Origin of the sequence: Chryseobacterium sp. MMS23-Vi53 (assembly GCF_047651245.1) — a bacterium.
Classification (GTDB): domain Bacteria; phylum Bacteroidota; class Bacteroidia; order Flavobacteriales; family Weeksellaceae; genus Chryseobacterium.
In genome coordinates this window covers 2,752,978-2,777,565 of sequence record NZ_CP180265.1, presented here as the reverse complement: position 1 = coordinate 2,777,565, position 24,588 = coordinate 2,752,978, and the positions used below count along the sequence as shown (strand labels likewise).

Annotated in this window: 19 protein-coding genes; 14 read left to right on the top strand and 5 right to left on the bottom strand. The window is 36.9% G+C overall.

Annotated elements, in window-relative coordinates; all coding sequences use genetic code 11:
• Positions 1–218 precede the first annotated feature (218 nt).
• The 4 genes from ACKX2A_RS12420 to ACKX2A_RS12405 form a co-directional block, all read right to left on the bottom strand.
• Positions 219–866: a 50S ribosomal protein L25/general stress protein Ctc gene (locus tag ACKX2A_RS12420; RefSeq protein ID WP_415325029.1), complete on the bottom strand. Its 648-nt coding sequence runs from the start codon at positions 864–866 to the stop codon at positions 219–221.
• A gap of 56 nt (positions 867–922) precedes the next feature.
• Positions 923–1,861, bottom strand: a complete 939-nt coding sequence (locus ACKX2A_RS12415) for a ribose-phosphate pyrophosphokinase (protein WP_415325028.1) — start codon at positions 1,859–1,861, stop codon at positions 923–925.
• Positions 1,862–1,945: 84 nt separating this feature from the next.
• The gene (locus tag ACKX2A_RS12410) at positions 1,946–3,508 is read right to left on the bottom strand and encodes a G-D-S-L family lipolytic protein (protein WP_415325026.1); all 1,563 of its coding nucleotides are present in this window, start codon (positions 3,506–3,508) and stop codon (positions 1,946–1,948) included.
• Positions 3,509–3,518: 10 nt separating this feature from the next.
• Positions 3,519–4,748, bottom strand: coding sequence for an OmpP1/FadL family transporter (locus ACKX2A_RS12405; RefSeq protein ID WP_415325024.1), 1,230 nt, complete (start codon positions 4,746–4,748; stop codon positions 3,519–3,521).
• 273 nt (positions 4,749–5,021) lie between these two features.
• Between ACKX2A_RS12405 and ACKX2A_RS12400 the strand changes: the two genes are divergently transcribed.
• The 5 genes from ACKX2A_RS12400 (at position 5,022) to ACKX2A_RS12380 (ending at position 12,271) form a co-directional block, all read left to right on the top strand.
• Positions 5,022–6,452, top strand: coding sequence for a PSP1 domain-containing protein (locus ACKX2A_RS12400; protein WP_415325022.1), 1,431 nt, complete (start codon positions 5,022–5,024; stop codon positions 6,450–6,452).
• Positions 6,445–6,909 carry a gliding motility lipoprotein GldH gene (locus tag ACKX2A_RS12395; protein ID WP_415325020.1) on the top strand — a complete coding sequence of 155 codons (465 nt, stop codon included), beginning with the start codon at positions 6,445–6,447 and terminating at the stop codon, positions 6,907–6,909. Before ACKX2A_RS12400 ends, ACKX2A_RS12395 begins: the two co-directional genes overlap by 8 nt.
• Positions 6,910–6,915: 6 nt before the next feature.
• On the top strand, positions 6,916–9,297 hold the full coding sequence (locus ACKX2A_RS12390; protein WP_415325019.1) for a penicillin-binding protein 1A: 2,382 nt from the start codon (positions 6,916–6,918) through the stop codon (positions 9,295–9,297).
• Positions 9,298–9,372: 75 nt separating this feature from the next.
• Positions 9,373–10,914: a protein adenylyltransferase SelO gene (locus tag ACKX2A_RS12385; protein ID WP_415325017.1), complete on the top strand. Its 1,542-nt coding sequence runs from the start codon at positions 9,373–9,375 to the stop codon at positions 10,912–10,914.
• A gap of 82 nt (positions 10,915–10,996) precedes the next feature.
• Complete coding sequence (locus tag ACKX2A_RS12380; RefSeq protein ID WP_415325016.1) at positions 10,997–12,271, top strand: DUF6080 domain-containing protein; 1,275 nt, start codon at positions 10,997–10,999, stop codon at positions 12,269–12,271.
• 191 nt (positions 12,272–12,462) lie between these two features.
• Here ACKX2A_RS12380 and ACKX2A_RS12375 read toward each other — a convergent pair whose 3' ends face one another.
• Complete coding sequence (locus ACKX2A_RS12375) at positions 12,463–13,002, bottom strand: SPOR domain-containing protein (protein WP_415325015.1); 540 nt, start codon at positions 13,000–13,002, stop codon at positions 12,463–12,465.
• A gap of 185 nt (positions 13,003–13,187) precedes the next feature.
• On the opposite strand from ACKX2A_RS12375, the gene ACKX2A_RS12370 reads away from it, so the two are divergent.
• The 9 genes from ACKX2A_RS12370 to ACKX2A_RS12330 all read left to right on the top strand — a co-directional run bounded on the left by ACKX2A_RS12370 (position 13,188) and on the right by ACKX2A_RS12330 (position 24,576).
• The gene (locus ACKX2A_RS12370; RefSeq protein ID WP_415325013.1) at positions 13,188–14,549 is read left to right on the top strand and encodes a c-type cytochrome; all 1,362 of its coding nucleotides are present in this window, start codon (positions 13,188–13,190) and stop codon (positions 14,547–14,549) included.
• Positions 14,550–14,571: 22 nt separating this feature from the next.
• On the top strand, positions 14,572–17,637 hold the full coding sequence (locus ACKX2A_RS12365) for a TAT-variant-translocated molybdopterin oxidoreductase (RefSeq protein ID WP_415325011.1): 3,066 nt from the start codon (positions 14,572–14,574) through the stop codon (positions 17,635–17,637).
• Between the two features lie 25 nt (positions 17,638–17,662).
• Positions 17,663–19,060 carry an NrfD/PsrC family molybdoenzyme membrane anchor subunit gene (gene nrfD / locus ACKX2A_RS12360; RefSeq protein WP_002982402.1) on the top strand — a complete coding sequence of 466 codons (1,398 nt, stop codon included), beginning with the start codon at positions 17,663–17,665 and terminating at the stop codon, positions 19,058–19,060.
• Positions 19,047–19,568 carry a DUF3341 domain-containing protein gene (locus ACKX2A_RS12355; protein WP_415325009.1) on the top strand — a complete coding sequence of 174 codons (522 nt, stop codon included), beginning with the start codon at positions 19,047–19,049 and terminating at the stop codon, positions 19,566–19,568. The genes nrfD and ACKX2A_RS12355 overlap by 14 nt, the downstream gene beginning before the upstream one ends.
• Positions 19,561–20,259: a c-type cytochrome gene (locus ACKX2A_RS12350; protein ID WP_415325007.1), complete on the top strand. Its 699-nt coding sequence runs from the start codon at positions 19,561–19,563 to the stop codon at positions 20,257–20,259. Before ACKX2A_RS12355 ends, ACKX2A_RS12350 begins: the two co-directional genes overlap by 8 nt.
• Before the next feature lie 8 nt (positions 20,260–20,267).
• Complete coding sequence (locus tag ACKX2A_RS12345; RefSeq protein ID WP_415325006.1) at positions 20,268–21,599, top strand: quinol:cytochrome C oxidoreductase; 1,332 nt, start codon at positions 20,268–20,270, stop codon at positions 21,597–21,599.
• A 156-nt stretch (positions 21,600–21,755) separates the two neighbouring features.
• Entirely contained in the window at positions 21,756–22,772 is a 1,017-nt protein-coding gene (locus tag ACKX2A_RS12340; RefSeq protein WP_415325004.1) for a hypothetical protein, read from the top strand.
• A gap of 50 nt (positions 22,773–22,822) precedes the next feature.
• On the top strand, positions 22,823–24,034 hold the full coding sequence (locus ACKX2A_RS12335) for a hypothetical protein (RefSeq protein WP_415325002.1): 1,212 nt from the start codon (positions 22,823–22,825) through the stop codon (positions 24,032–24,034).
• Between the two features lie 5 nt (positions 24,035–24,039).
• A complete protein-coding gene (locus ACKX2A_RS12330) occupies positions 24,040–24,576 on the top strand; it encodes an adenine phosphoribosyltransferase (RefSeq protein ID WP_415325001.1) in 537 nt (178 codons plus the stop codon).
• Positions 24,577–24,588 lie beyond the last annotated feature (12 nt).

Sequence of the window (24,588 nt, the reverse complement as noted above, 5' to 3'; positions counted from 1 at the left end):
GTTTCACTCAGCGAATGATAGCTATGAAAATCATTTAAATAAATTTGCTTTTTTTGAACACAAATATCACTAAGCTTTTTTTGATTACTTTATTTTTTTAGGACCACAAAGGCGTTTCACTTATAGAAGGTCGCTAAGATTATTTAACTAATAATTTTTAATCATAAAAAAACCTGCCAAAAAAATTGACAGGTTTCATATTTTTAAATAAGTAATCCTTATTCTGCTGCAGTTGTTTCTTCTGCTGCTGGAGCTGCTCCTTCTTCAGTTGCACCTTCTTCTTCATCCTCATCATCCTGCATTGCTGCACCACCTTTCATTGCATTTCTAGACATCTTAACAGCTACAACAACTGCATTGTCTGGGTGCATGAAAGAATATCCTTCTGTTTTGATAGCTCCGATGTAAAGTTTGTTACCGATTCTTAATGGAGTAACATCTACAACGATCTCATCTGGCAAGTTAGCAGGAATAGCTTTTACTTTTAGTTTTCTGAAAGACTGACGAAGAACACCACCAGCTACAACACCTTTAGAACGTCCAGTAATTCTTACAGGAACTTCCATGATAACTGGCTTATCGTCAGCTAACTGATAGAAATCTGCGTGAAGAATTTTGTCTGTAATCGGGTGAAACTGAATATCCTGAAGAACAGCCGGAATTGTTTGACCATCAACCTCAATAGATACCGTGTGTGCTTCAGGAGTGTATACCAAACCTTTGAATGCTTTCTCTTCTGCAGAGAAGTTCAAAGGAGCTTCACCTCCGTAAACAACACAAGGAACTAATTCAGCATCACGTAAAGCTTTTGTAGACTTTTTGCCCACGCTTTCTCTTTTTGTACCTTGAATTGTAATAGATTTCATTTATAAAAAATTTAAAAAATTGTTTCTTTTTTAATTTGCAAAACTTTAATTATCAATTAAATAACAAACTTACTGCTAATTGATCTGTGCTCGTGAACCATCTTCATAACGTCCGCAAATAATGGGGCGCAAGATAGCACTTTTATTTTAGATGACAAATTATTTTTTACAGGAATTGAGTCAGTTACAATAACTTCCAATAATTTTGAGTTCTCAATATTATCGTAAGCCTTGCCTGAAAGTACTCCGTGAGTTGCCATTGCTCTTACAGACTTTGCTCCTTTTTCCATTAAGATGTCTGCCGCTTTGCAAAGTGTACCTGCAGTATCGATCATATCATCGATAAGAATAACATTCTTTCCTACAACGTCACCGATTAGGAACATCTCTTCCACGACGTTTGCCTTTTTTCTTTCTTTATAAGCAATTACGACGTCTGCACCAAGGTGACCTGCATAGTTTTTCGCTCTTTTTGCACCTCCCATGTCCGGAGAAGCAATGGTAAGATTTTCAAGGTTTAATTCTCTGATGTAATCCACGAAAATTGTAGAAGCATATAAATGATCTACCGGAATTTCGAAGAACCCTTGAATTTGGTCTGCGTGTAGATCCATTGTCATGATTCTCGTAGCCCCCGCTGCTGTTAAAAGATTTGCAACCAATTTCGCTCCGATGGGTGCTCTTGGCTTATCTTTTCTGTCTTGTCTTGCAAGTCCGAAATAAGGAAGTACAACAGTAATGTTTTTAGCAGAAGCTCTTTTTGCAGCATCAATCATTAAAAGAAGCTCTAATAAATTGTCTGCTGGAGGAAATGTAGATCCAATTAAGAAAACTCTTCCACCTCTTACAGATTCGTCCAAAACAGGCTCAAATTCCCCGTCGCTGAATGTCTGAAAGTTGATTTTTCCTAATTCCTGCCCATAATTCTGAGCAATTTTCTCTGCCAAGTCCATACTGGTTCTTGTAGAAAATAGATAAGTTAACTGATCGGCCATTTTTACTTTTTAAAGATTTTGCAAATTTAAAAAAAAACCACAAGAATTACTCTTGTGGTTTCTAAGTTTTTGTTTATACAAATATTAAGGGAATTTTACTCCCGAATATTTATTTACATCTACCCATGGAAGTGTAGATTTGTATTTCGCATTAATTGCCTTAATGTACTCATTCGCAACAATTGCATATCCTCTACCTGTAAGGTGAACTCCGTCCAGAGAGAAAGCTCCTCCGCTTACGAATTTAGCTGTGTATTTTACACCATCATAAGATATTCCGGAAGTTCCGTTTAATTCTAACATTTTAGCCTTCGCATCAACAAATGCCAAACCATACGTATCTGCTAAAGATTTAATTGATGTATTGTACGCATCGATTGCTGTTTTTACATATCCAGCTTCAGTTTTTGTTAAAACATGTTGGTTTTGAAGCGGATAAGAAATTCCATATACATTCACCGGAGATGGTACTGGAGCTGGTGCAACCGTTCCAATTACTGAACTTGATGTAAGAAGAATATAATCTTCTGAAGTAGCCTGTCTTGCCTGTCCAAAGATTTGCCCAAATGCAGCCGCTGTCGGAGCACCCAAAGAAGGCGTCAATGCTGCTGTTAATTGTGCAGAAAGATCTGTAAGCGCCACATCTTTAATTAAAACAGGGTTATTTGAAGTTGCAGAAAGCAGATTAATTCTATCCCCTGCTCCAAAAGCAGTAAGAGCCTGTTTCAACGGTCCGTATAAACTTGTATTAAGTGTCGTTAAATTTGAACCTAAAGCAGCCGGCGTCAAAGGATTATAAGGAACTGTTGTAAAATAAGGAATTGATGTAACATAAGGTACGTTTGCAATAACCCCTTTTGTAGCTCCAACGTTTTTAAGACCATCTAAAACACCCTTAATAGAAGCTGCTACAACGCTTGGATCTGAAATATCATTAGATTTATACGTCGCAGGACTTGCCGTTGCCGGTTGAACTGTTGCAGGAGTATAAGTTGTAACACCTCCTGTAGTTGAAGAGTTTGTTCCTCCACTTGTAGCATATAGTAAAACGTCATTACTTCCAATCCAAAGAGAGAAAAATGTTGGCGCTTGAGACATTGCATCAGCCAAAACAGAAGTTGTTGCAGATGAAGCAAATCTGACAAAATAAGGGTTCGCAGTTCCTGCTGATAGTCCCGCTGCACTTCCGTATCCCGGAGCAACTAAGTGATAAGATTTTGCTCCCGGAACCCCTAGGTTTTGGTAAGGTCTTCCTGCAGATACATTATCTAAAGCAGCCGCCGGAGCACTTGGAACCGGAGTTAAAGAACCTCCTACAACCTGAAGTGTATATTTTCCTGAAAAACCAGGAAGGTTATTGAATCCACCAATATTATTCGGCATTAATGGCTGTTTGAAATCTCCTCCACCTGCAAGTTTCATTTGCCCGGCAATCATGGATGGATAAGATTCATTTTGTCCATCACTGTAAAGAGCACCGTCTCTGTAACCCGAAGTTAATGAGTTACCTAACGCGATATATTTAGAGAAATTCGCTTCTCCGTTTGTTACGACAACGTCTTTTACGTCTGTATCAAAATCATGATTACAACCCGTCGTTACAAGCAACGCAGAAATTGCGATTGTAGAAATTATAATTTTTTTCATAGTCTGTCAATTAAAAAGGATTATAAGATAAACCTAGACCTACATAAAACGCCGTAGCTGTGGATTGTCCGTAGAAACCTAGGTAATCATTTTTCACGTCTCTGGCTTTAGGCATTGCATATCCTCCTGCCAAGTCCACTCCGAATTTTTTAAATTTAATTCCAACACCACCTGTTAATACGAAGGTATCATAAGAAGGAGTTTCCGGAATGAAATCTTTATCGCCATAAGGAGACTCATCGTAGTAAGCACCTAAACGACCATAGATCATATTAGAGAACGCATACTGAGTTCCCAATCTGAATGTTTTTGTATTTTGGAAGTTCTTAGGAGCAACCAAAACTGTAGGATCCGCCTGGTTTCCAACCGGAGCGCTTGCAAAATCCAATGTTAACTGGCTATATCTAGACCATCCGTGATAGTTGAAATCTGCCGAAACCAACCACTTTGGAGTAATTTTATAAGTTAAACCAATTGTATATTCTTCTACCAAAGGCAACATTGCTGAGAAATCATCCTGTCCTGTTGCATTTAGTCCTAATAAAGGATAAACACTGCTTGGTAAGTTGAAAGTAGCTTTTCCTTTTTTAGCTTTCATATCAACAGCAGAACGGTAAGCAATACTTACATCTAATTTCGGATCTGGTCTGAAATAGAAACCGAATCCGTAACCGTGTCCGCTTGCTTTACTGTCAAGATTAAGCTGTCCTCCGAATTGAGTAATGGCTTTATCCCAGTTCACATCTCCTCTTGCATAGATGTAACTTGCTCCAAAAGATAGCCAATCTGCCATTTTCACAGAAATCATAGGCTGGAAATAGAACGCTTTTAATTCAAGTTTCTGAACCATTTCTTTACCTTCCCAATCGTAAGGATATTCAATAGTACTACCAAACGGCGTCGAAACACTTAGACCAATAGATAATTTCTCAATCGGTTTATAAGCAATCGCTGCATAAAAGGGAGTTCCTACAGGGTTATCTGTTTTTGTACTTTGCAGAGTGTTTGTATTCTGAAAAGTTACGCTGTTTCCTGCTGCGAAACCTCCTACTGCTACACTCAGTTTCGAAGGAATGAATGACATACCCGCCGGGTTAAAAAATGTCACACTCGCATCTTCGGCATGAGCACTAGTATGTGCCATTGCCAATTGTTTCACCCCTTGCAAAGAGACTCTGAAACCTCCTGCGTAAGATAAAACGCCTGCCAATAATGCAGTTGATACTAATATTTTTTTCATAGACTATTATTATATAACCCAAATATAAAATTATTTTAGTTACATCTGTTAATAATTCTTAAAATTTTAAACATTCTAAACAAAGAAAATTATGTTTAAAATAACATTTTCAGCAAAATACGTCTTAAAATCATCATTATTAAATATTTAATAAAAATTAAGTTAACGACATAACAATTTGTTTAACATTAAACAAAGCGATTCCCGATTATTTGATTATTTTAGACCACATAAAGATAAAAATCATAAATTTGCAAATTAAACATATAATATATGAGTTGTGGATGTAAAACATCCGGCGATTCTGCACATTCTTGCGGACCCAAGAAGACCGCGAATGGCTGTGAAAATGTAAATACCTGTGGTAATAGTTATAAATTAAGTGTTTTTGACTGGCTTTCTAACATCAACAATCCCGCACCAAACAGGTGTGATTTTGTGGAAGTTAGATTTAAAAATGATAGAAAATCGTTTTTTAAAAATGTAAATAATATCCCATTACACATAGGTAGTGTAGTAACAGTAGAATCGAGTCCCGGACACGATGTAGGTGTGGTAAGTCTCACCGGCGAATTGGTAAAAATTCAGATGAAAAAGAAGAAATTTTCTGAAGAATCTGCCCTAAAAATATACAGACAAGCCAACCAAAAAGACCTTGAGGTATGGCAGGAAGTACGAAAAAAAGAAGATAATGTGAAAATAGAAGCTCGAAAGATAGCTCACAGAATCGGTCTTGAAATGAAGATCACCGATGTTGAGTATCAAGGGGATGCTTCAAAAGTTACATTTTATTACACCGCTGATAATCGCGTGGATTTCAGACAGTTAATCAAAGATTACGCTGGAGCCTTCCGTACAAAAATCGATATGAAACAGATCGGTTTCAGACAGGAAGCTGCAAAAGTAGGCGGTATCGGGTCTTGTGGTAGAGAACTTTGCTGTTCGACCTGGTTGACGGATTTCAGATCTGTGAACACCAACGTTGCAAGATATCAGCAATTGAGTATAAACCCTCAAAAACTGGCTGGACAGTGTGGTAAGCTTAAATGTTGTCTTAATTATGAACTAGACAGCTATTTAGATGCTTTAAGCCACTTCCCTTCTTCTTCAACCACTTTGGATACAGAAAAAGGAAGAGCTTTTTGTATTAAAATCGACGTTTTCAAAAAGAAAATGTGGTTTGCTTATGTCGATAGTTCTATCGCTTGGTATGACTTTGATATTGATTTGGTTAAAAAATTAATCGCAAAAAACAAACGCGGCGAAAAAACGCTCCCTCTTGAAGATTTGAAACAACCAGACACTCCTTTTGCAAGCATCGACTTGATTCAAGAGAATAATGTGGATCGTTTTGAGAAGAAAAGCAGAGGGAATAATAAGAATAGAAATCAGAATCAAAACAGACCGAATAACAACAATCAGCAAGGTTCGAAGAAAAACAGCAACAGACCTGAAAGACAAGATCGTCCTGAGAGAAATGAACGACCTGAAAGATCTGAGAGACCACAAAAGCAGGAAAGACCTCAGAACCAAAACCCAAATGCTAATTCGAACAACCAACCAAGACAGCAAAAGCCTCAACAGCCGAAAGCTCAGTTGGAAAAAGTAGATGCTGCTCCAAGTTCTGATGCTGAGAAAAAACCAAACCCAAACAAAAAGAAATTCAAAAAGAAGTTTCCTCCAAAAAAAGACAACAATGCGTAAAATTTTAGGATTATTTTCACTCATCCTTTTCTTTAGCTGTAATTCTTCCTCTGAAGGAGAAGTTTACATGAATTCCGTTGATAACAAATGGAATAAGAAGAGAGAACAAAAATTTAATCTTGAAATTTCAGACCCTCAAAATCCGAAAAATATTATATTTGTTGTAAGAAATAATAACGATTATCCTTATAGCAATATCAGGTTTATTGTAAATTTCACCGACCTTCAAAGCAAGAAAAAGCAAACAGATACTTTAAACTATGTGCTTGCAAAACCAAACGGAGAATGGCTTGGTACAGGATTTGGTGACACGAAGGAAACTTTGTTCCAATATAAGTTGAATTACAAATTTCCGGCAAAAGGAAAATATGAGATTGGCGTTGCACAAGCAATGAGAAACGACAATCTTCCAGGGATTGAGGATGTTGGAGTAAAAATAGAAACGGCAAAACCGTAATCATAAATGGCAGAAAACAAACAAAACGCAGGAAGTAAAGGAAAAACTTTTCCTCTTCCTCCTAAAAAGAAAAATACAGGCTGGAAAAAATGGGTCTCGTTCATCTGGATCGGGTTCTTTGCCGTAGTTTTAGGAATTTCAGGACTTTTCTTCGCAGTTTCTCAAGGTTTTCTTGGAGAAATGCCCGATGTAAAGGAACTTGAAAATCCGGATATTTATGTGGCTTCCGAAATCTATTCTTCGGACGGAGTTTTATTAGGTAAGTTTGAGAAAGAGAAAACTCAGCCTATTATTTATAAAGATCTTCCACCATTCCTTGTTTATGCTTTACAGGCTAAAGAAGATGAGCGTTTCAAAGAACACTCAGGAATCGACTTACAGTCTGTTGCCAGAGCCGTAGTTTTTGGTGGTGGTCGTGGTGGAGGTTCTACCATTACACAACAGTTAGCAAAATTACTTTTTACAAACGGAGCTTCTCAAAATAAAATTTCGCGAGCTTTCCAAAAGCTGAAAGAATGGGTTGTTGCGGTAAGTCTTGAAAAAAGATACACCAAAGAAGAGATCGTTACTTTATATTTCAACAAGTTTGACTTTTTATACAATGCAAACGGAATTGAAATGGCTTCAAAAATCTATTTCAATAAAAAAACATCTGAACTTACTTTACCGGAAGCAGCAATGTTTGTTGCAATGCTTGAAAATCCAGTAAAGAACAATCCGATGAGAAACCCTGAAAGAGCAAAAACTAGAAGGGATGTTGTATTGGATCAGATGTTAAAAACAGGTTATATCGATCAGGCTACTTTTGATAAAGCAACTGCGACTCCGATTGTTTTGGATTATCATCCTATTAAAAATATTAATGATGATTATTCTGCATATTATAAATTTTATCTAAAAAAGGAAATAGATCAATATTTAGCAGACTACGAAAAAGAAAACGGTAAAAAATTAAACCTTTACAAAGACGGTTTAAAAATATATGTGACTCTTGATTCTAAAATGCAGAAGTATGCAGAAGAAGCTATCAAGGAACACTTAACGGACCTTCAGAAAAGATTTGATGCGGAACAAAGAGGTAGAAAAAACAGACCTTTCTATTATTTGACGGACAAACAAATCAATCAGGTAATGGTCCAGGCAATGAAGAGAACCGGACGTTACAAGCAATTGAAAGCTGCCGGAGTTTCAGAAGATTCAATCATGCTTGAATTCAAAAAGCCGATTAAAACATCCCGTTTCACTTGGTCTGGAGAAGAAGAAGTTGAAATGTCTCCGTGGGATTCTATCAGATACCATAAGCAAATTGCACAAGCAGGTTTGATGTCGATGGTTCCTGGAACAGGTGAAATCAAAGCATGGGTTGGAGGTATCGACTGGCAACACTTCCAGTATGACCACATTAAACAAGGAAAAAGACAGGTGGGTTCAACATTTAAGCCATTCGTATATGCAACTGCCATCATGAAATTGGGAATGACTCCTTGCTCTGCGGTATCCAACGGAACTTACGATCATAAAGGATGGCATGTTCCGGGAAGAGGAGGAATGCTTACATTGAAAGATGCATTAGCACACTCTCAGAACCCTGTGGCAGCGAGATTGATTGAAATGACAGGTGTTGATGCCGTTATCCAGACCGCAAGAGATCTTGGGGTAACAGAAGAAATTCCTAGAAACAATACGATTGCTTTAGGTTCATCAGATATTACGATTTACGAAATGTTGGGTGCTTACAGTACTTTCGCGAACTACGGAAACTACAACAAACCAGAAATGATCTGGAGAATTGAAGATGCAAACGGTAGAGTTATCAAGGAAGTAAATGTAAATCCTAAAGAAGTAATGAACCCAATGTATGCTTACACTATGATTGAACTAATGAAAGGTGTAGCACAATTCGGTACAGCTTCTGGAGAATTGGGTAGAAAAGGAATTTCTAAAGATATTGAAATTGCCGGTAAAACAGGAACAACACAGAATAACTCCGATGGTTGGTTTATGGGAATTACGCCTAAATTAGCAACCGGAGCCTGGGTTGGATGGGAAGACAGAGCGACTCACTTCTTCGGAACAGGAGAAGGTCAGGGTGCAAAAATGGCCTTGCCAATATGGGCAATTTATATGAAGAAAGTTTGGGCAGACAAGAGCCTTGGTGTTTCACCAGATGACAAGTTTGTGAAACCTTCGGAATGGAAAGACGGTTGTTCAAATCTTAAAGGATTAGGTTCAGGATACGGAGACGATGGCGGATTGCAAACCATCGATGAAATTAAAAATCCGAAACCTGTAGAACCAAGCACTCCGAAAAATAATTCAGGCAAAAAAGAGGAGAACGTCAACGAAAACTTGAATACAAGCGACGATATTGATTTTAATAATAAATAAATTCTCTTTTAGAAATACACAAGACCTTTCAATCATTTGGAAGGTCTTTTCTTTTATAATTAATACCTTTGAAGTATGAATATCGAAAACATTAAACAACCCTTTATAAAAATATTTCCCGGAGATTTTTCAGGCAACAACATGCAAAGGAATACTCCTAAAGTTTTATTTTCAACTGTCGATCCTGTTGGTTTCGATCAACCTAAATTAATTGCATTTAATGAAAAACTTGCAGAAGAAATAGGGCTTGGAAGATTTGAAGAAAATGATCTTAATTTTTTAGTAGGAACTAAACTTCCCGAAAATATTAAAACCTATTCCACCGCTTATGCCGGACATCAGTTCGGAAACTGGGCAGGACAATTGGGCGACGGAAGAGCAATTATAGCCGGAGAAATTGAAAACGATAAAGGCGAAAGAAACGAAATCCAATGGAAAGGTGCCGGGGCAACACCATATTCCCGTCACGCAGATGGAAGAGCCGTGTTGAGGTCGTCCGTTCGAGAATATTTGATGAGTGAAGCCATGTTTCATTTGGGAGTTCCGACAACGAGAGCTTTAAGTTTGGCTTTTACGGGAGAAGATGTCGTAAGAGATATGATGTATGACGGAAATCCTCAATTGGAAAAAGGTGCAGTCGTCATCAGAACAGCGGAAAGTTTTCTTCGCTTTGGTCATTTTGAATTGATGTCTGCGCAACAGGAATATAAAACATTGCAGGAACTTGTTGATTACACCATTGAAAATTATTTTAAAGACATACAATCCGAAGGCACACAGAAATACAAAGATTTTTTTGAAAGTGTTGCCAGAAGAACTGCCGACATGATTGTTGAATGGTACAGGGTCGGATTCGTTCATGGAGTAATGAATACTGATAATATGTCGATTTTAGGTTTAACGATCGACTACGGACCTTACTCGATGATGGATGAATATGACTTAAATTTCACACCCAACACAACCGATCTTCCGGGAAGAAGATATGCCTTTGGAAAACAGGGACAGATTTCTCAATGGAATCTTTGGCAATTGGCGAATGCGCTTCATCCCTTAATTAAAGATGAAAAATTTCTAGAGCAAATATTAAATGACTATGGAAGTTACTTCTGGGAAAACCATGACAGAATGCTTTGTAAAAAGTTTGGGTTTGATCAGTTATTGACAAGCGACGAAAAATTTTTCACCAATTGGCAAAGTCTGATGCAGGAGCTTCATTTGGATTATACTTTATTTTTCGCTGAACTGGAAAAATATGATGATCAAAAAGATTTGAGACTTCAGTTTGAAAATGTTTCTTACTCTTTTTTAAATGACGAAAAAATGGTCAAGTTGGAAGAATTCATTACAACATACAAATCCAGATTGGAGAAAAATATTATTTCAAGAGAACAATCTTTGGAGTTGATGCACCAATCGAATCCCAAATTTATCTTGAGAAATTATCTTTTGTATCAATGTATCGAAGAAATCAACGAAGGAAAAACTGAGATGTTGGAAAGATTAATTCACGCACTGGAAAATCCATATCACACCATTTACCCTGAGTTTTCAGCAAAAAGACCTACAGGTTATGATGATATTTCGGGTTGTTCGATGCTTTCTTGTAGTTCGTAATTTTAATTGAATTCAAAATCAATCATAAAACTCATCAAATTTGGTGAGTTTTTTATTTTACTTTTGCATAAACTTTTAGCAGGTGTCAAAGTTCAAAACAAAATTCATTCACTTTTTTAAGCTCATCTTTCCGTCGACAGGCATCGAACTGGTTGTTTTCCTTTTCTTTTTGGTTTGTTACGGATATTTGGGATCATACATTGCGATTCATCACAAGATTATTTTTGATGACAGAATTCCGTGGGATGCCTATTTCAGTTTTGATAATAAGTCGATTGTAATGTCTGGCGGAAGCTTTGAAAGACATCCACTCTCCTATTATTTTTTTAATTGGATAAGAGAAATGGCTTTATTTTTTTCAAATGGAAAAATGGATGGAAATTTTCGTTTTGCTTTGGCTTGGTTCAGCAATATTGCGGTAAGTTTAAGTGTTCTTCAGGTTTTTAAATATTTGAAAAACATTATTGGACTTCCTTTACTTTTTAGTCTTTTATTAATATTATTTTTCGGATCGTTTTCAACAACGATTTTACTTTCATTTACTCCGGAAAACTTCACATACACTTTATTTTTGCTGACTTTATTTAATCATTATTCAGCCATAAAATTGAAGAAAGAAGAGAAAATTCCGACATTAGCATTGGCTTTTTCAGGAATTTCAATCGGAGGTTTAACGGTCACAAATATCTTTAAAGTTTTCGTTCCTGTTGTGTTCGAAAAAGATTTATTTAAAAGTTGGAAAAAATTTGGGAACGCGGCTTTTAAAATTATTTTTACCTGTGTTTGTTTTGTTTTATTATATTTAAACAGAATCGATTTTAAATACAAAATGATTTTCAGCAAAACGAATGAACAGTACGAAAAATTTTCTAATGTAAAATCTACTCCGACTTGGGACATGATTCTTTCTTACTTTTTGGGAGGAAATATTTTGTTCTCTAATTTTCTTGTTCGCGATAAGCACAACATGAAAGGTTATGATTATAAAGGTATCGTAATGGACGTCTACTCATCATGGATTCCCTACATTTTCATTACCCTTTTATTAGGTTTGATTTTTTGGAGTTATTTTAAAAATTTCAAAAATAAACTGGTACAGGTTCTGATGATTTCATTCCTATTTGATGTTGCAATTCACTGTATTCTAAGATTCGGATTACATACATCTTACATCTATGGAGGGCACTTTGCTTTCGTGTATCCTTTACTTTTGGGATGGCTTTTTTACGCGTATAAGGAATCTCCGAAAATGCTGTCTTTTTTGACTGTCACTTTTTGTATTTTGTTTGCTTATTTAATCGTAAACAATTATTTAAGAATGACGGAATTTTTCTGGTTTTTAAATCAATATTATTAAAAAGTTTTTAGGTTTTTGGCTCAAGCCAATTCGCCGTTGAAATCTTGAAAGCAGACTAAGATCCGCTCCTGTTGATGAAGTTGCTCGAAATAATACAATTTCCTTAATCATCAAATATTCGTTGAATTTAAATTAAATAAAAAAGCTGAGAAAATCATTCCTCAGCTTTCATTTTTATATTTAGATAAATCTTATTTTGCCTCTGCACAGAAAATTCTGTATTGTACTGCAATTGCAGATTTAAAGTATTCTCTTACTTTTGAAAGATCGGAAGCTGCACTCTGTTTTGTGAAGTAACTTCCTGCTAAAATTTTGTAATTTGGTCTTAAAGAAGCATCCGTTTCAACCTTTAAATTTGGGAATCTTTTTCTGAAATAAGATTTCACCTCATTGGCTTCCTCATTACTTTTCACCGTTGTAATTTGGATTTTGTATCCTAAAATTCTTGGGTTTTTTCTACAGATTTCAGCATTCGTTAACTCTCTGTTTGGAACAAAAATTTTTGTAGGTTTTGAAGGCGTGTAATCGTTATCATTATCTCTTGAAGATGATGAAACGGCAACTTTTGAGCACTTATCTTCCAGTGCATCCAATGCATTGCTTACCTTAGAATCCATTGTCATGGTAAGTTCTGTACCTGCCAATGTATCCTTTTTTACAACCTGCTGTGCATCAATATTATAAAACCCTAATATTGATAAAATCGAAAATATTTTAATCAAATTTCTCATTTAAACTTGTTTGCGCAAATTTATACAAATTAAAAAATTATACCAAACATGGTTATTTAGAATAATTACAAATTAAACGTAAATGACATTTTCCCCTTTCCATATGCCGTTAAATTCCTGTTAAAAATATTATTTTTGCGGGATTGATTGAATGTTCAATATTTTACTAACATAAGATAATTTAAATGATTAGTTGGAGAAAGCATTATAGACAAACGTTGATCGCAATAGGTTTATTGCTATCAACCAGTGCTTCAATTTACGGGCAAGACGGCGATCCGAAGAATGGTGAGAAACTTTTCAAAGCGAATTGTACTGCATGTCACGCACTAGACAAACAGGTAGTAGGACCACCTTTGAAGGGGATCGTAGCGAAAGTGAAAGAAGAAGCGGGCGTAGGTCCAGATTGGCTTCATAAGTGGATTAAGGATAACAAAGCCTTGAGAGCTTCGGGAGACAAATACGCAAACGAAATTTTCGAAAAATTCAACAAGACTGAGATGCAGGTCTTTCCAAATCTTACAGATAAGGATATCGACGACATCTTAGCATACACAACTAATCCTCCTGAACCAACACCTGCTGCTGACCCTAAAAAGGAGACTACTGCAGAAACAGCTCAGGCTGCTCCTGCCAACAATACTACAACAAGTGTAGTTATCATTTCACTTTTAGCGATTGCAGCTTTACTAGTTTGGATCTTAATTAAACTAAGACAATTAGTAAAATTAGGGCAATCTGAAGATTTGGCGGGTCTTAATGAGACCAGAGTAAAATCTTTCGGTGAAATCTATCAAAAATATCATTTCGTAGGTAAGGGATTAATCGCAATCCTTGCTTTATTGGCAACTTATGGCGTTTGGAACTGGATCATGTGGATCGGGGTTTACAAAGGATATAAGCCAGAGCAACCTATCTATTTCTCTCACAAAATCCACGCTGGAGAACAGAAGATTGACTGTCAGCTTTGTCACTCTAGTGCTAAATACGGTAAAGTGTCTGAGATCCCATCTATGAACGTATGTATGAACTGCCACAGAACAATTTCTGAATACAATGCAGAGCACTACATGGAGCCTGGAAAAGACAAGGCATTCTACGATGGAGAAATCCAGAAAATATATGCTGCTACAGGTTGGGATCCTGCGAAACAACAGTACACAGGAAAAACTCAGCCAGTTGAATGGACAAGAATCCACAACATGCCGGATTTCGTTTACTTCAACCACTCTCAGCACGTTGTAGCAGGTGAACAAGCGATCATCAATTCTTTCAACAAAAAGAATCCTAACAACAAAATTGATGTTGTTTGTAAAGCTTGTCACGGTAAAATCGACACAATGAATGTTGTACAAATGGCGAATGACTTCACAATGGGATGGTGTATCGAGTGTCACAGAACTACAGAAGTTGACATGAACAACGGTTATAATAAAGAATACTTCAAGAATCTACATGACAAGTTGAAAAAACAATACCCTAAAGATGGTGGTAAGATTACTGTAGATGCTATTGGAGGTCTTGAGTGTGGTAAATGTCATTATTAATAACTAAAAATTAGAAGTATAAATGGCTTCAAACAAAATACAATTTAGAAGTATTCATGAACTTAAAGATCCGGCTTTGAACAATAAGCTGGCTCAGAAAGAGTTCCAGGAAGAAATTCCGGTAGAAGATTTCCTTGGAGATGCCGAACAAAACGGATCTAGTACTTCAAGAAGAGATTTCTTAAAATTATTAGGTTTCTCTACAGCAGCAGTAACTTTGGCTGCTTGTGAGGCTCCGGTAATTAAAACGATTCCTTACGTAGTAAAACCTCATGATATTATTCCTGGTATTCCAAATTACTACGCTTCAACATATTTTGATGGATTCGACTTCGCAAGCGTTTTAGTAAAAACCAGAGAAGGTAGACCAATCAAAATTGAACCGAACCCGGCTGCCGGAGATTTAGGTAAAACGAATGCAAGAGCTCAGGCAAGTGTACTTTCTCTTTATGATAATGATAAAGTAAAGCAGCCTAAGTTTGAAGGTAAAGATGATACTTTCGATACTGTTGATACTTTTGTGATCAAAGGATTGGAAGAGGCTAAAGCGGCAGGTAAAAGAATTGTGTTATTATCACATTCTTTTGCTTCACCTACTTTCAAGAAGCTATTCGGAGAATTTAAAGCAAAATATCCTACAGCTGAATTAGTAACTTACGATGCATTCCCTTACGCAGCTGCTTTAGACGCGGCTCAGGAAGTGTTCGGAACAAGAGCATTACCTGTTTATGACCTTAACGGAACTGAATTGGTTGTTTCTTTCCAAGCTGACATCTTAGGAGACTATAATGCTGGAAGTTTAGAAACTTCTTATGCATCTGCAAGAAAACCGGGAGCAAACATGTTGAGACACATTCAAGTGGAATCTAACATGTCTTTAACTGGTGCTAATGCCGATTCAAGATATAGATTAAAACCAAGTGACGTAAACAAAACTTTGGTTGAAGTTTACAACGCTATCGTAACTGGTGCTGCACCTGCAAGCAAAGCTGCTGCTGAAATCGTAAAAGAAATTCAGGCTAAAGGTAACAAAGCTGTAGTTTTTGCAGACGGTTCAAAAGCGGCTCAGGTTTTAGCTCACTTAATTAACCAAAAATTAGGATCTGTTGCTTTCACTGGAAAAGCAAACTTCCTGAGAGATTTCGATAAAGCAAGATTCCAGGAATTCCTTGGATGGGTAAATGCTGGTCAGGTTGGTGTATTGATTACAAACAACGTAGATCCAATTTATTCTTACCATAAAGGAGAAGATTTCAAAAAATCTTTATCTAAAGTTCCTTATGTAATCGCTGTTGCTGATAAGAAAAATGAAATGTACAAAGCAGCTAAGGCTGTAATTCCTGTAGCTAACTGGCTAGAATCTTGGGGTGATATAGAGCCTCAGACAGGTGTATATTCATTAATGCAGCCTACCATCCAGAAAATCTACAAATCTAGACAGATTGAAGAATCTTTATTGGTTTGGAAGAATGGCAAAAACAATGCTGCTAATAATTATTATGAATATTTAAAAGCTAGTGCTTCTTCAATCTTAGGAGGAACTTCTTTCAACAAAGCTTTATATAACGGTATCAATGTTTCTCCAAATACTACGACTTTGTCTTACGCAGGAGGAAACGGTGCTCAGGCTGTTGCTGAATTAGGAGCTTTCAAACCTTCTAAATTAGAATTAGTATTATATACTACAACTGCAATGGGTGACGGTACTCAGGCAAACAACCCTTGGTTGCAGGAATTACCGGATCCAATCACGAGAATGTCTTGGGATAACTACCTTACAATTTCTCCGAAGGATGCAGAAGAATTAGGTATCGAAAACGATCTTAACGCCAGAATGCAGCTAGATGGTTCTATCGTAAACCTTACCGTAAATGGAGTAAAAATTGAAAACGTTCCTGTATTCATTCAACCGGGACAGGCTGACGGATCTTTAGGTCTTGCGCTTGGATATGGTAAGAAAAACTCTGGAGCTACTGCTGAAACGGGAGTAAATGCTTATCCTTTATTTGATGGTTCAAACTTAGTTGTTTCTAATGTTTCTATTGAGAAAACAGGAGAAGATCACCAATTTGCAGGTATCCAGCTTCAAAATACCCTTATGGGACGTTATGAAATCGCTAAGGAAGTTCCTTTACACGATTACTTAAACGTAGCATTCGACGATGAGCACGAAGGATGGAACAAGCCTTTGGAATATCATACGATCAGTGGAGCTCTTCCGGCTAGAAAGATTGACCTTTGGGATGCTTTCGATGATACGGACGGACCACACTTCAACTTATCAATCGACTTGAATTCTTGTACTGGTTGTGGAGCATGTATCATTGCTTGTCAGGCAGAAAACAACGTTCCTGTTGTAGGTAAAGATGAGATCAGAATGTCTAGAGATATGTATTGGTTAAGAATTGACCGTTACTATTCTGCTAAACAAAAAGTGGAGGTTTATGAAGGATTAAAAGAAGGAATGGCTGTACCGGAATTATACGGAACTGCATTCAACAAAGAGGGAGGTGCTTTGAACCACCCAGCTGAGAATCCAGATGTAATCTTCCAGCCGGTAATGTGTCAGCACTGTAACCATGCTCCTTGTGAAACTGTATGTCCGGTAGCGGCAACATCGCACAGTAAGCAAGGTCAGAACCACATGGCTTACAACAGATGTATCGGTACAAGATATTGTGCGAACAACTGTCCTTACAAAGTAAGACGTTTCAACTGGTTTACTTATAACCTAAACGACAAGTTCGATTTCAACATGAATAATGATCTTGGAAGAATGGTTCTAAACCCAGACGTTGTTGTAAGAACTAGAGGGGTTATGGAGAAATGTTCTATGTGTATCCAGATGACTCAAACTTCTATTCTTGAAGCTAAAAAAGAGAATAGAATCGTGAAAGACGAAGAGTTCCAGACAGCTTGTTCAAAAGCTTGTTCTACAGGTTCAATTAAGTTTGGAGACATGAATGACAAAAAGTCTGAAGTTAGAGAATTGTATTCTAGCAACAGAAGATATTATTTACTAGAGGAGATCGGAACAAAACCAAACGTGTTCTATCATACTAAAGTAAGAAACAGAGTAGAAAAATAAAGTTTAAATAATAAATAGGTAAAAAATGTCAGGACATTACGAAGCTCCGATAAGGGAACCTCTAATTATTGGTCACAAAACTTATCACGATATCACAGAAGATATTGCACGACCTATCGAAGAAAGAGCAGGTAAATTATGGTGGATTTCATTGTATGCTGCCTTAGTTCTATTCTTATATGGGTTCGGTTGTATCGCTTATACTATCGGAACAGGTATTGGAGCATGGGGACTTAACAGAACTATTAACTGGGGTTGGGATATCACCAACTTCGTATGGTGGGTAGGTATCGGTCACGCCGGAACACTTATCTCCGCAGTATTATTATTATTTAGACAGAGATGGAGAATGTCTGTAAACAGATCTGCAGAGGCGATGACGATCTTTGCGGTTGTACAGGCAGCAATCTTCCCGGTAATCCACATGGGTAGAGTTTGGGTAGGATATTGGGTATTCCCTTTACCAAACCAGTTCGGTTCTCTTTGGGGGAACTTTAACTCTCCTCTACTTTGGGACGTATTTGCGATCTCTACGTATTTCTCGGTATCAACAGTATTCTGGTTCATGGGACTAATCCCTGACTTTGCAATGATCAGAGACAGAGCTAAAACGCCTTGGACTAAGAAAATTTATACGTTCCTAGCATTCGGTTGGGGTGGTAAAGCAAAACACTGGCAAAGATTCGAAGAACTTTCTTTGGTTCTAGCAGGTTTGGCAACACCACTTGTATTCTCGGTACACACTACCGTATCTTTTGACTTCGCAACTTCGGTTATTAAAGGATGGCACTCTACAATCTACCCTCCTTATTTCGTAGCTGGTGCGATCTTCTCAGGATTCGCGATGGTACAGACTCTATTGCTAGTTGCAAGAAAAGTTTGTCACTTAGAAGAATATATTACAATGTATCATATCGAAATTATGAACATCGTAATCATCCTTACTGGTGGTATGGTAACTGTAGCTTACGCAACTGAATATTTCATCGGATGGTACTCAGGATCTAGATTCGAAGATTTCACATATCTTTCTCCGGGTGCTGCTGTTGGACCTTACTGGTGGGCTTTCTGGTCGCTAATTATCTGTAACCTTGTTGTTCCTGCTTCTTTCTGGTTCAAGAGACTAAGAACGAACATTATCTGGACATTCATTGTTGCATTAATCATCAACATCGGTATGTGGTTTGAGCGTTTTGATATCATCGTTATCAACCTTTCCAGAGACTACTTACCAGGATCTTGGACAATGTTTAAGCCAACGATTATTGATGTGGGTGTATACTTAGGAACTATCGGATTCTTCTCTGTATTATTCTTATTATACGCAAGAACATTCCCTGTAATTGCACAGGCTGAATTAAAATCGATTTTGAAAATCTCAGGTGAAACTTATAAAGCAAAAGAAGGAGATGAGCACCACTAAAATTGTATACGGACTTTATGCTGACGACGACGATTTAATGAACGGCGTTAAAGCATTCAACGATAAAGGAATCGCAATCAACGAAGTTTATACTCCGTTTCCGGTTCACGGGCTAGACAAAGCTTTAGGTTTAAAGAAAACAAGAATTTCTGATGCCGCTTTTATCTACGCTCTTTATGGGGTAACGATCGGTGCTACTCTTACCTGGTATGTGATGAATCACGACTGGCCTCAAAACATCGGTGGTAAACCGGCTTTCGACTGGGGACACAACATGCCTGCATTCGTAGTACCAATGTTCGAGCTTATGGTATTCTGTGCTGCTCACATGATGTCATTAACTTTCTTGGTAAGAAACAAAATGTATCCTGGAGCTCCTGCGCAAAATCCAGATCCTAGAACAACGGATGATAAATTCATGATGGAATTTGTAACTGAAGATGTAGAATCTGTAAAACAGTTGCTAATTGAAACTGGAGTTGAAGAAATAACTGTTAAAGATGCTTAAAATGAAAAAGAATGTTTTAAAAATTACAGCAGTTTTAGGTTTAACAACAGTTTTACTTAACTCTTGCGGACCAAAAGAAAACGTACCATTAGTATATTTCCCTGATATGTACTTCCCGGTAGCTTACGATCCATTGATGAAAGCTCAGGATGCCTATTCAGATCATGAAAACGAAATCCCTGCTTTTGTTAAAAATAATTTTGCAACAGGTCTTTCTCCCGTAGAAGGTTCAGTAGCTCAAAATAAAGACGGTGTTTTTGAAGAAGGATTACTTCCTAAAACTCCGGATGAGTATAACGCAGGTTATGATGCTTCGAAAAAAGTAATGGCTTCTCCTTTGAATCTGGCTAATGCTGAAAAGGATATTGAAAGAGGAAAAATTCTATTCGAAAAAACTTGTGCTGCTTGTCACGGTGTAGGTGGAGATGGACAAGGACCAATCGTTCAGTCAGGAGCTTTCTCTGGTGTACCTAATTACGCTGATAGAGAAATTACTGTAGGATCTGTTCATTATGTATTAACAAACGGTAGAAATGCGATGGGATCATATGCAGGACAACTAAACGCTGGAGACAGATGGAGAGTTGCAATGTATGTGATGAGCGCTTTCAAAAAAGGAGCAGCAGCGCCAGCGGCAGCAGCGGCTACTACTGAAGCAAAACCTGAAACTACTACCGAAACTAAAAAATAAGAAAAGAAATGTATAGTTTTTCACCAAAATTAAAATCAACTTCTTTAATACTTCTTGTTGCAGGTTTAGTGTTATTCGCTATTGGTTTCTTTATGAACAAAGGGATCTCTACGGAGAAGATTGAACAAATGATGGAAGCTGTTCATGCTTCTGGTCATACTGCACCTACTCATTCAAGTGAAATGGTAGGACCTCAGGATCATGCTGCTCACCTTGAGCACGCGACTCTACAGGTTCACAACCAGCCTTTAGCGGCAATACATTTTGTAGCTGTATTTTTCTTTGGAGTTAGCTGCTGCGTATTATTCTTCTATTCTATTCAGCACGCTGCACACGCAGGTTGGCCAATTATTATTACAAGAGTAATGGAAGCTATTGCTTCTTATATTCCATACGGAGGAGCTATTTTGATCGTATTAATGCTTTTAAATATCTTCCACCAAGGACACCTTTTCCACTGGATGGATCCGGATTTGACAGATCCTAACTCTGCTCATTTTGATGTGATCTTATTTGAAAAGAAAAGATTCTTAAACATTCCTTTCTATGCAATCAGAACGTTCATCTATGTTTTAGGGGCTTCTTTCTTCGCATGGAAATTGAAATCTCAGTCTAAAAAAGTAGATGAAACCAAGTCTAGAGTAGAGTATCAATTGCTTTACAGATGGGCAGTAGGTTATATTGCATTCTTCGGATTTGCTTCTGCGGCTTGGGCTTGGGACTGGTTGATGTCTATTGACCCTCACTGGTATTCTACAATGTATATTTGGTATTCAATGGTTAGCTGCCTATCAAGTGGTATTGCGGTAATCATTTTACTAAGTGTTTATTTAAAGAAAAATGGTTTCTTACCTCAGTTCAATGACAACCACTTACACGATTTAGGAGTATTCCTTTTCGCTACAAGTATGCTTTGGACATACACTTGGTTCGCTCAGTTCATGCTTTATTGGTATGCGAACGTTCCGGAAGAGGTAAACTACTTCTTTGGAAGATTCCAGCACTACTCTCCTACTTTCTTACCAATGCTTATTGTTAACTTCTTGTTACCATTATTAGTATTAGTAAGTAGCAGCATCAAGAGAAACTACAAAGTGGTTACAACAATGGCAGTAGTCGTTATCTGTGGTCACATCTTAGATTACTTTAACATGGTAATGCCGGGAACAGTAGGACCATACTGGAAAACTCCGGAAGTATTCATCTTGATCTTAGGAGCTTTATTATTCGTAGTAGGATTATTCATGTTCACAGTGCTTTCAGCATTATCTAAACTTAAATTGATCCCTACAGGTAACCCTTACCTTCACGAATCTGAAATTTATGAGTATCCTTTCTAAGGTACTGTAACAAAATAAATGTATAAAAGACTGATTAATAAAATAATCAGTCTTTTTTTATGCAAAAAATTAAAAATTTTCATTTTCGGTGCAACCTTTTTCAATTTAAATATGTCTTAATAAAAGAGTGATTCAACAACCTTAAAAACAAGTTTTATGAAAAGAAATTATCTATTACAAATCTTTTTTGTTCTGGCATTGCAGTTCTTCAACGCACAAACCATCACCTTTGTTTCAGAAAAAACGAATAAACCTTTACCCAAGGTTTCAGTTCTTGGGAATGACGGAAACATTTTGGCTTACTCGGATATTGATGGAAAGATTGATAAGAAATCATTAGATCAGTCTAAAGAAAAGTTCCAGATAGTTTATGATAATTTCAATGTTGCTTCATTAGCTTATTCAGATTTTGATAATGGAATTATTAAAATTAATGATCGGGTAAAAAACATCGAAACGGTTGTCATTAAAAACAACAAGCCGGCAAAATATATTATCATTAAAGGAAATTTTAATTCATACCTTACGGTCAATAATAAACTGAACAGTTATACCGACGGAATTATAACCTATATCTTCGACAATGAAACTAAAAAACTAAAAAGTAAAAATGTTGAACAATACAGAGTATTCAAATTAGAAAATGTAGAAGTTGAAAGAAAACGGACCATCACATTCGACTTTACAAATTCATTGGAGATTCCTGATCTGAAAGATGTTGGAAATATTCAGGATTATAAAAGAAAAAATTCGGTCATTAAAGAATTGAAAGGAGATCAGAAAGATCAAGTTGAAATTACCGGAGAAGCCCTGCAGAAAAAAGAATTTGCACTATTCGGATACAGATTTTTTGATTTAAAAAGTATCTTGAACGTTTCCTACGAAAGAGAAACCAAAAAAACATTACGCGACTTTTTAGAATTTAATGAAATCTCTTTCCTTAAAGTCAAGCACAAAAGCGAACCAGAATATAATCAATTGATTTTATACAGCAATTTCTACCCCACAGAATTTTCTTTTAGCAACGAAAAAGATGTGGAAAAGGTAAAATTTGATAAAGATGCAAGCAATTACAAAACCAACTATTGGGAAGATCCTTCGTTTCCAAATATGCAAAAGGTTTTCAGCTCATTTTTCAAAGATGATTTAAAAGAACAACAAAATAAAAAATAAAAACGTCTATTAATAAAGGTTTTACTATTTTTGTGGTAAACCGAAAAAAAATGAAAAAGTTTTCTTTTCTACTAATTCTCAGCTTGTTGCTTTTTACAGCCTGCAAGAAAGATCATGTAGATGCTACGAATACTAAAACTTTACAGTCGAGTATCAATGATATGGCGGCTAGTCTTCCAACAATTAAACAAATTAAGTTTAATGAAGCGCTTTATATCCTGAAAACTTTCGGGGTTGAAGCTGAAGGAGACGTTGCAGAGCTGAAAGCTCTTGGACAATTGATCAACGGGAAAAAAGTCCCTGAAATCATGACCATGGCAGATCAGGTTGCACAGAAAAATGGAATCGAATGGGCAAGTACAGCTCCACCATCATTAGGAGAAATGAATATCTTTGGCGACGAGTCGGCTAAAGAAAGTGATGCAAACGACGTAAAAGCAAGTTCATTAAGCATCATCACAAGACCTACGGGAGACGATGGAGCGGGTGCACCAACAGCAATTCAGATTGTACCAAGACTTGTTGACAACGCTGGAAATCCGGTTGCGTTTACAGGTGCTGGTCTGGAAGCTACTCTTGAAGTATTCAGCAATGGTGTGAAACTTTCTACAGCTAAAAACTTAATGCAGGATAATAATTTTAAAGGATTCAATTTAAAATTCTCTTCAATTCCTGCGGCTAAAGTAGTAGATAATAAAATCGACATCACCGTTTCTGTAAAAACGACTGCAAAAACATTCAAAATGTCGAAAATCGGTCTTGATGTAAACCCTTCTTTATTAAAAGTTCCGGTTGCACCAAAAGTAGACTCTACAGCAGTAACTCAAGATCCAGCAGTAATTGATCCGAATAATCCTGGAACAACAACTCCACCGACAACGACAGATCCGAATGCTCCGGCTACAACAACGCCAACAACAACTCCTGCAACGCCAAAACAGCCTGCAGATCCTAAAAATACAGTTAGCAGCTTTTTGAATAACGTAAGTTCTCAGAATTTAAAAGCAGCTTTCAACTCATCGAGCAATCCAAGCTGGGGAAGTTATGAGTCTTTCTCGAATCCGACTTCTGGTTTTGGTTCTGTGAAAAACGTAAGCGTTAAAAACATTACAACTGGTGCAGCAAATGCAAATGTTGCAAGTGTAAATGCAACGTACGATGTTACCGATAAAAGTGGAAAAACAACTTCTCTAAAGGTAACTTTCGGGTTGAAAAACGTAAACGGAGACTGGAAAATTTCAAGCTATAAAATCAATCCATAGAAAAAATGGCTTCACAAGATTTAATTAAGAAATTAGAAGAAACCATTGAAAATATTCCTGATTTTCCGATTCCGGGGATTCAGTTTAAGGATATTTCTCCTATTTTCTTAAATCCTAAACTGTATGAAGATGTTATTGCAGATCTTGTCGAATTCAGTAAAGGAAAAGTTGATGCCGTTTGTGGAATTGAAAGCCGTGGTTATCTGTTCGGAATTGCAATTGCAGTGGCTTTGGAAGTTCCGTTTATTTTAATTAGAAAAGCAGGGAAACTTCCACCACCAGTTATTTCAGAAAAATATGATCTGGAATACGGAAGTGCCATCATCGAAACCCGTGAAGGACAAATAAAACCCGGACAAAGAATTTTGATTCACGATGATCTTTTGGCAACAGGAGGAACAACAGAAGCTGCAGCAAAATTGGTAGAAAAACAAGGTGCAACAGTTTCACAATTTAGTTTTCTGATTGGCTTGAAAGGCTTAAACGGCGATGAGAAATTAAAGAAATTTAAAGCGGAAGTTTATCATATTTTAGAATATTAAACTTTTATAGTT

What these genes read in the sequence shown, in the direction of transcription:
- ACKX2A_RS12390 (WP_415325019.1), top strand. Translation starts at nt 6,916, where the DNA reads ATGGCAGAAAACAAACAAAACGCAGGAAGTAAAGGAAAAACTTTTCCT.
- ACKX2A_RS12410 (WP_415325026.1), bottom strand. Translation starts at nt 3,508, where the DNA reads ATGAAAAAAATTATAATTTCTACAATCGCAATTTCTGCGTTGCTTGTA.
- ACKX2A_RS12350 (WP_415325007.1), top strand. Translation starts at nt 19,561, where the DNA reads ATGCTTAAAATGAAAAAGAATGTTTTAAAAATTACAGCAGTTTTAGGT.
- ACKX2A_RS12400 (WP_415325022.1), top strand. Translation starts at nt 5,022, where the DNA reads ATGAGTTGTGGATGTAAAACATCCGGCGATTCTGCACATTCTTGCGGA.
- ACKX2A_RS12415 (WP_415325028.1), bottom strand. Translation starts at nt 1,861, where the DNA reads ATGGCCGATCAGTTAACTTATCTATTTTCTACAAGAACCAGTATGGAC.
- ACKX2A_RS12330 (WP_415325001.1), top strand. Translation starts at nt 24,040, where the DNA reads ATGGCTTCACAAGATTTAATTAAGAAATTAGAAGAAACCATTGAAAAT.
- nrfD (WP_002982402.1), top strand. Translation starts at nt 17,663, where the DNA reads ATGTCAGGACATTACGAAGCTCCGATAAGGGAACCTCTAATTATTGGT.
- ACKX2A_RS12335 (WP_415325002.1), top strand. Translation starts at nt 22,823, where the DNA reads ATGAAAAAGTTTTCTTTTCTACTAATTCTCAGCTTGTTGCTTTTTACA.
- ACKX2A_RS12385 (WP_415325017.1), top strand. Translation starts at nt 9,373, where the DNA reads ATGAATATCGAAAACATTAAACAACCCTTTATAAAAATATTTCCCGGA.
- ACKX2A_RS12340 (WP_415325004.1), top strand. Translation starts at nt 21,756, where the DNA reads ATGAAAAGAAATTATCTATTACAAATCTTTTTTGTTCTGGCATTGCAG.
- ACKX2A_RS12420 (WP_415325029.1), bottom strand. Translation starts at nt 866, where the DNA reads ATGAAATCTATTACAATTCAAGGTACAAAAAGAGAAAGCGTGGGCAAA.
- ACKX2A_RS12345 (WP_415325006.1), top strand. Translation starts at nt 20,268, where the DNA reads ATGTATAGTTTTTCACCAAAATTAAAATCAACTTCTTTAATACTTCTT.
- ACKX2A_RS12355 (WP_415325009.1), top strand. Translation starts at nt 19,047, where the DNA reads ATGAGCACCACTAAAATTGTATACGGACTTTATGCTGACGACGACGAT.
- ACKX2A_RS12375 (WP_415325015.1), bottom strand. Translation starts at nt 13,002, where the DNA reads ATGAGAAATTTGATTAAAATATTTTCGATTTTATCAATATTAGGGTTT.
- ACKX2A_RS12405 (WP_415325024.1), bottom strand. Translation starts at nt 4,748, where the DNA reads ATGAAAAAAATATTAGTATCAACTGCATTATTGGCAGGCGTTTTATCT.
- ACKX2A_RS12365 (WP_415325011.1), top strand. Translation starts at nt 14,572, where the DNA reads ATGGCTTCAAACAAAATACAATTTAGAAGTATTCATGAACTTAAAGAT.
- ACKX2A_RS12395 (WP_415325020.1), top strand. Translation starts at nt 6,445, where the DNA reads ATGCGTAAAATTTTAGGATTATTTTCACTCATCCTTTTCTTTAGCTGT.
- ACKX2A_RS12370 (WP_415325013.1), top strand. Translation starts at nt 13,188, where the DNA reads ATGATTAGTTGGAGAAAGCATTATAGACAAACGTTGATCGCAATAGGT.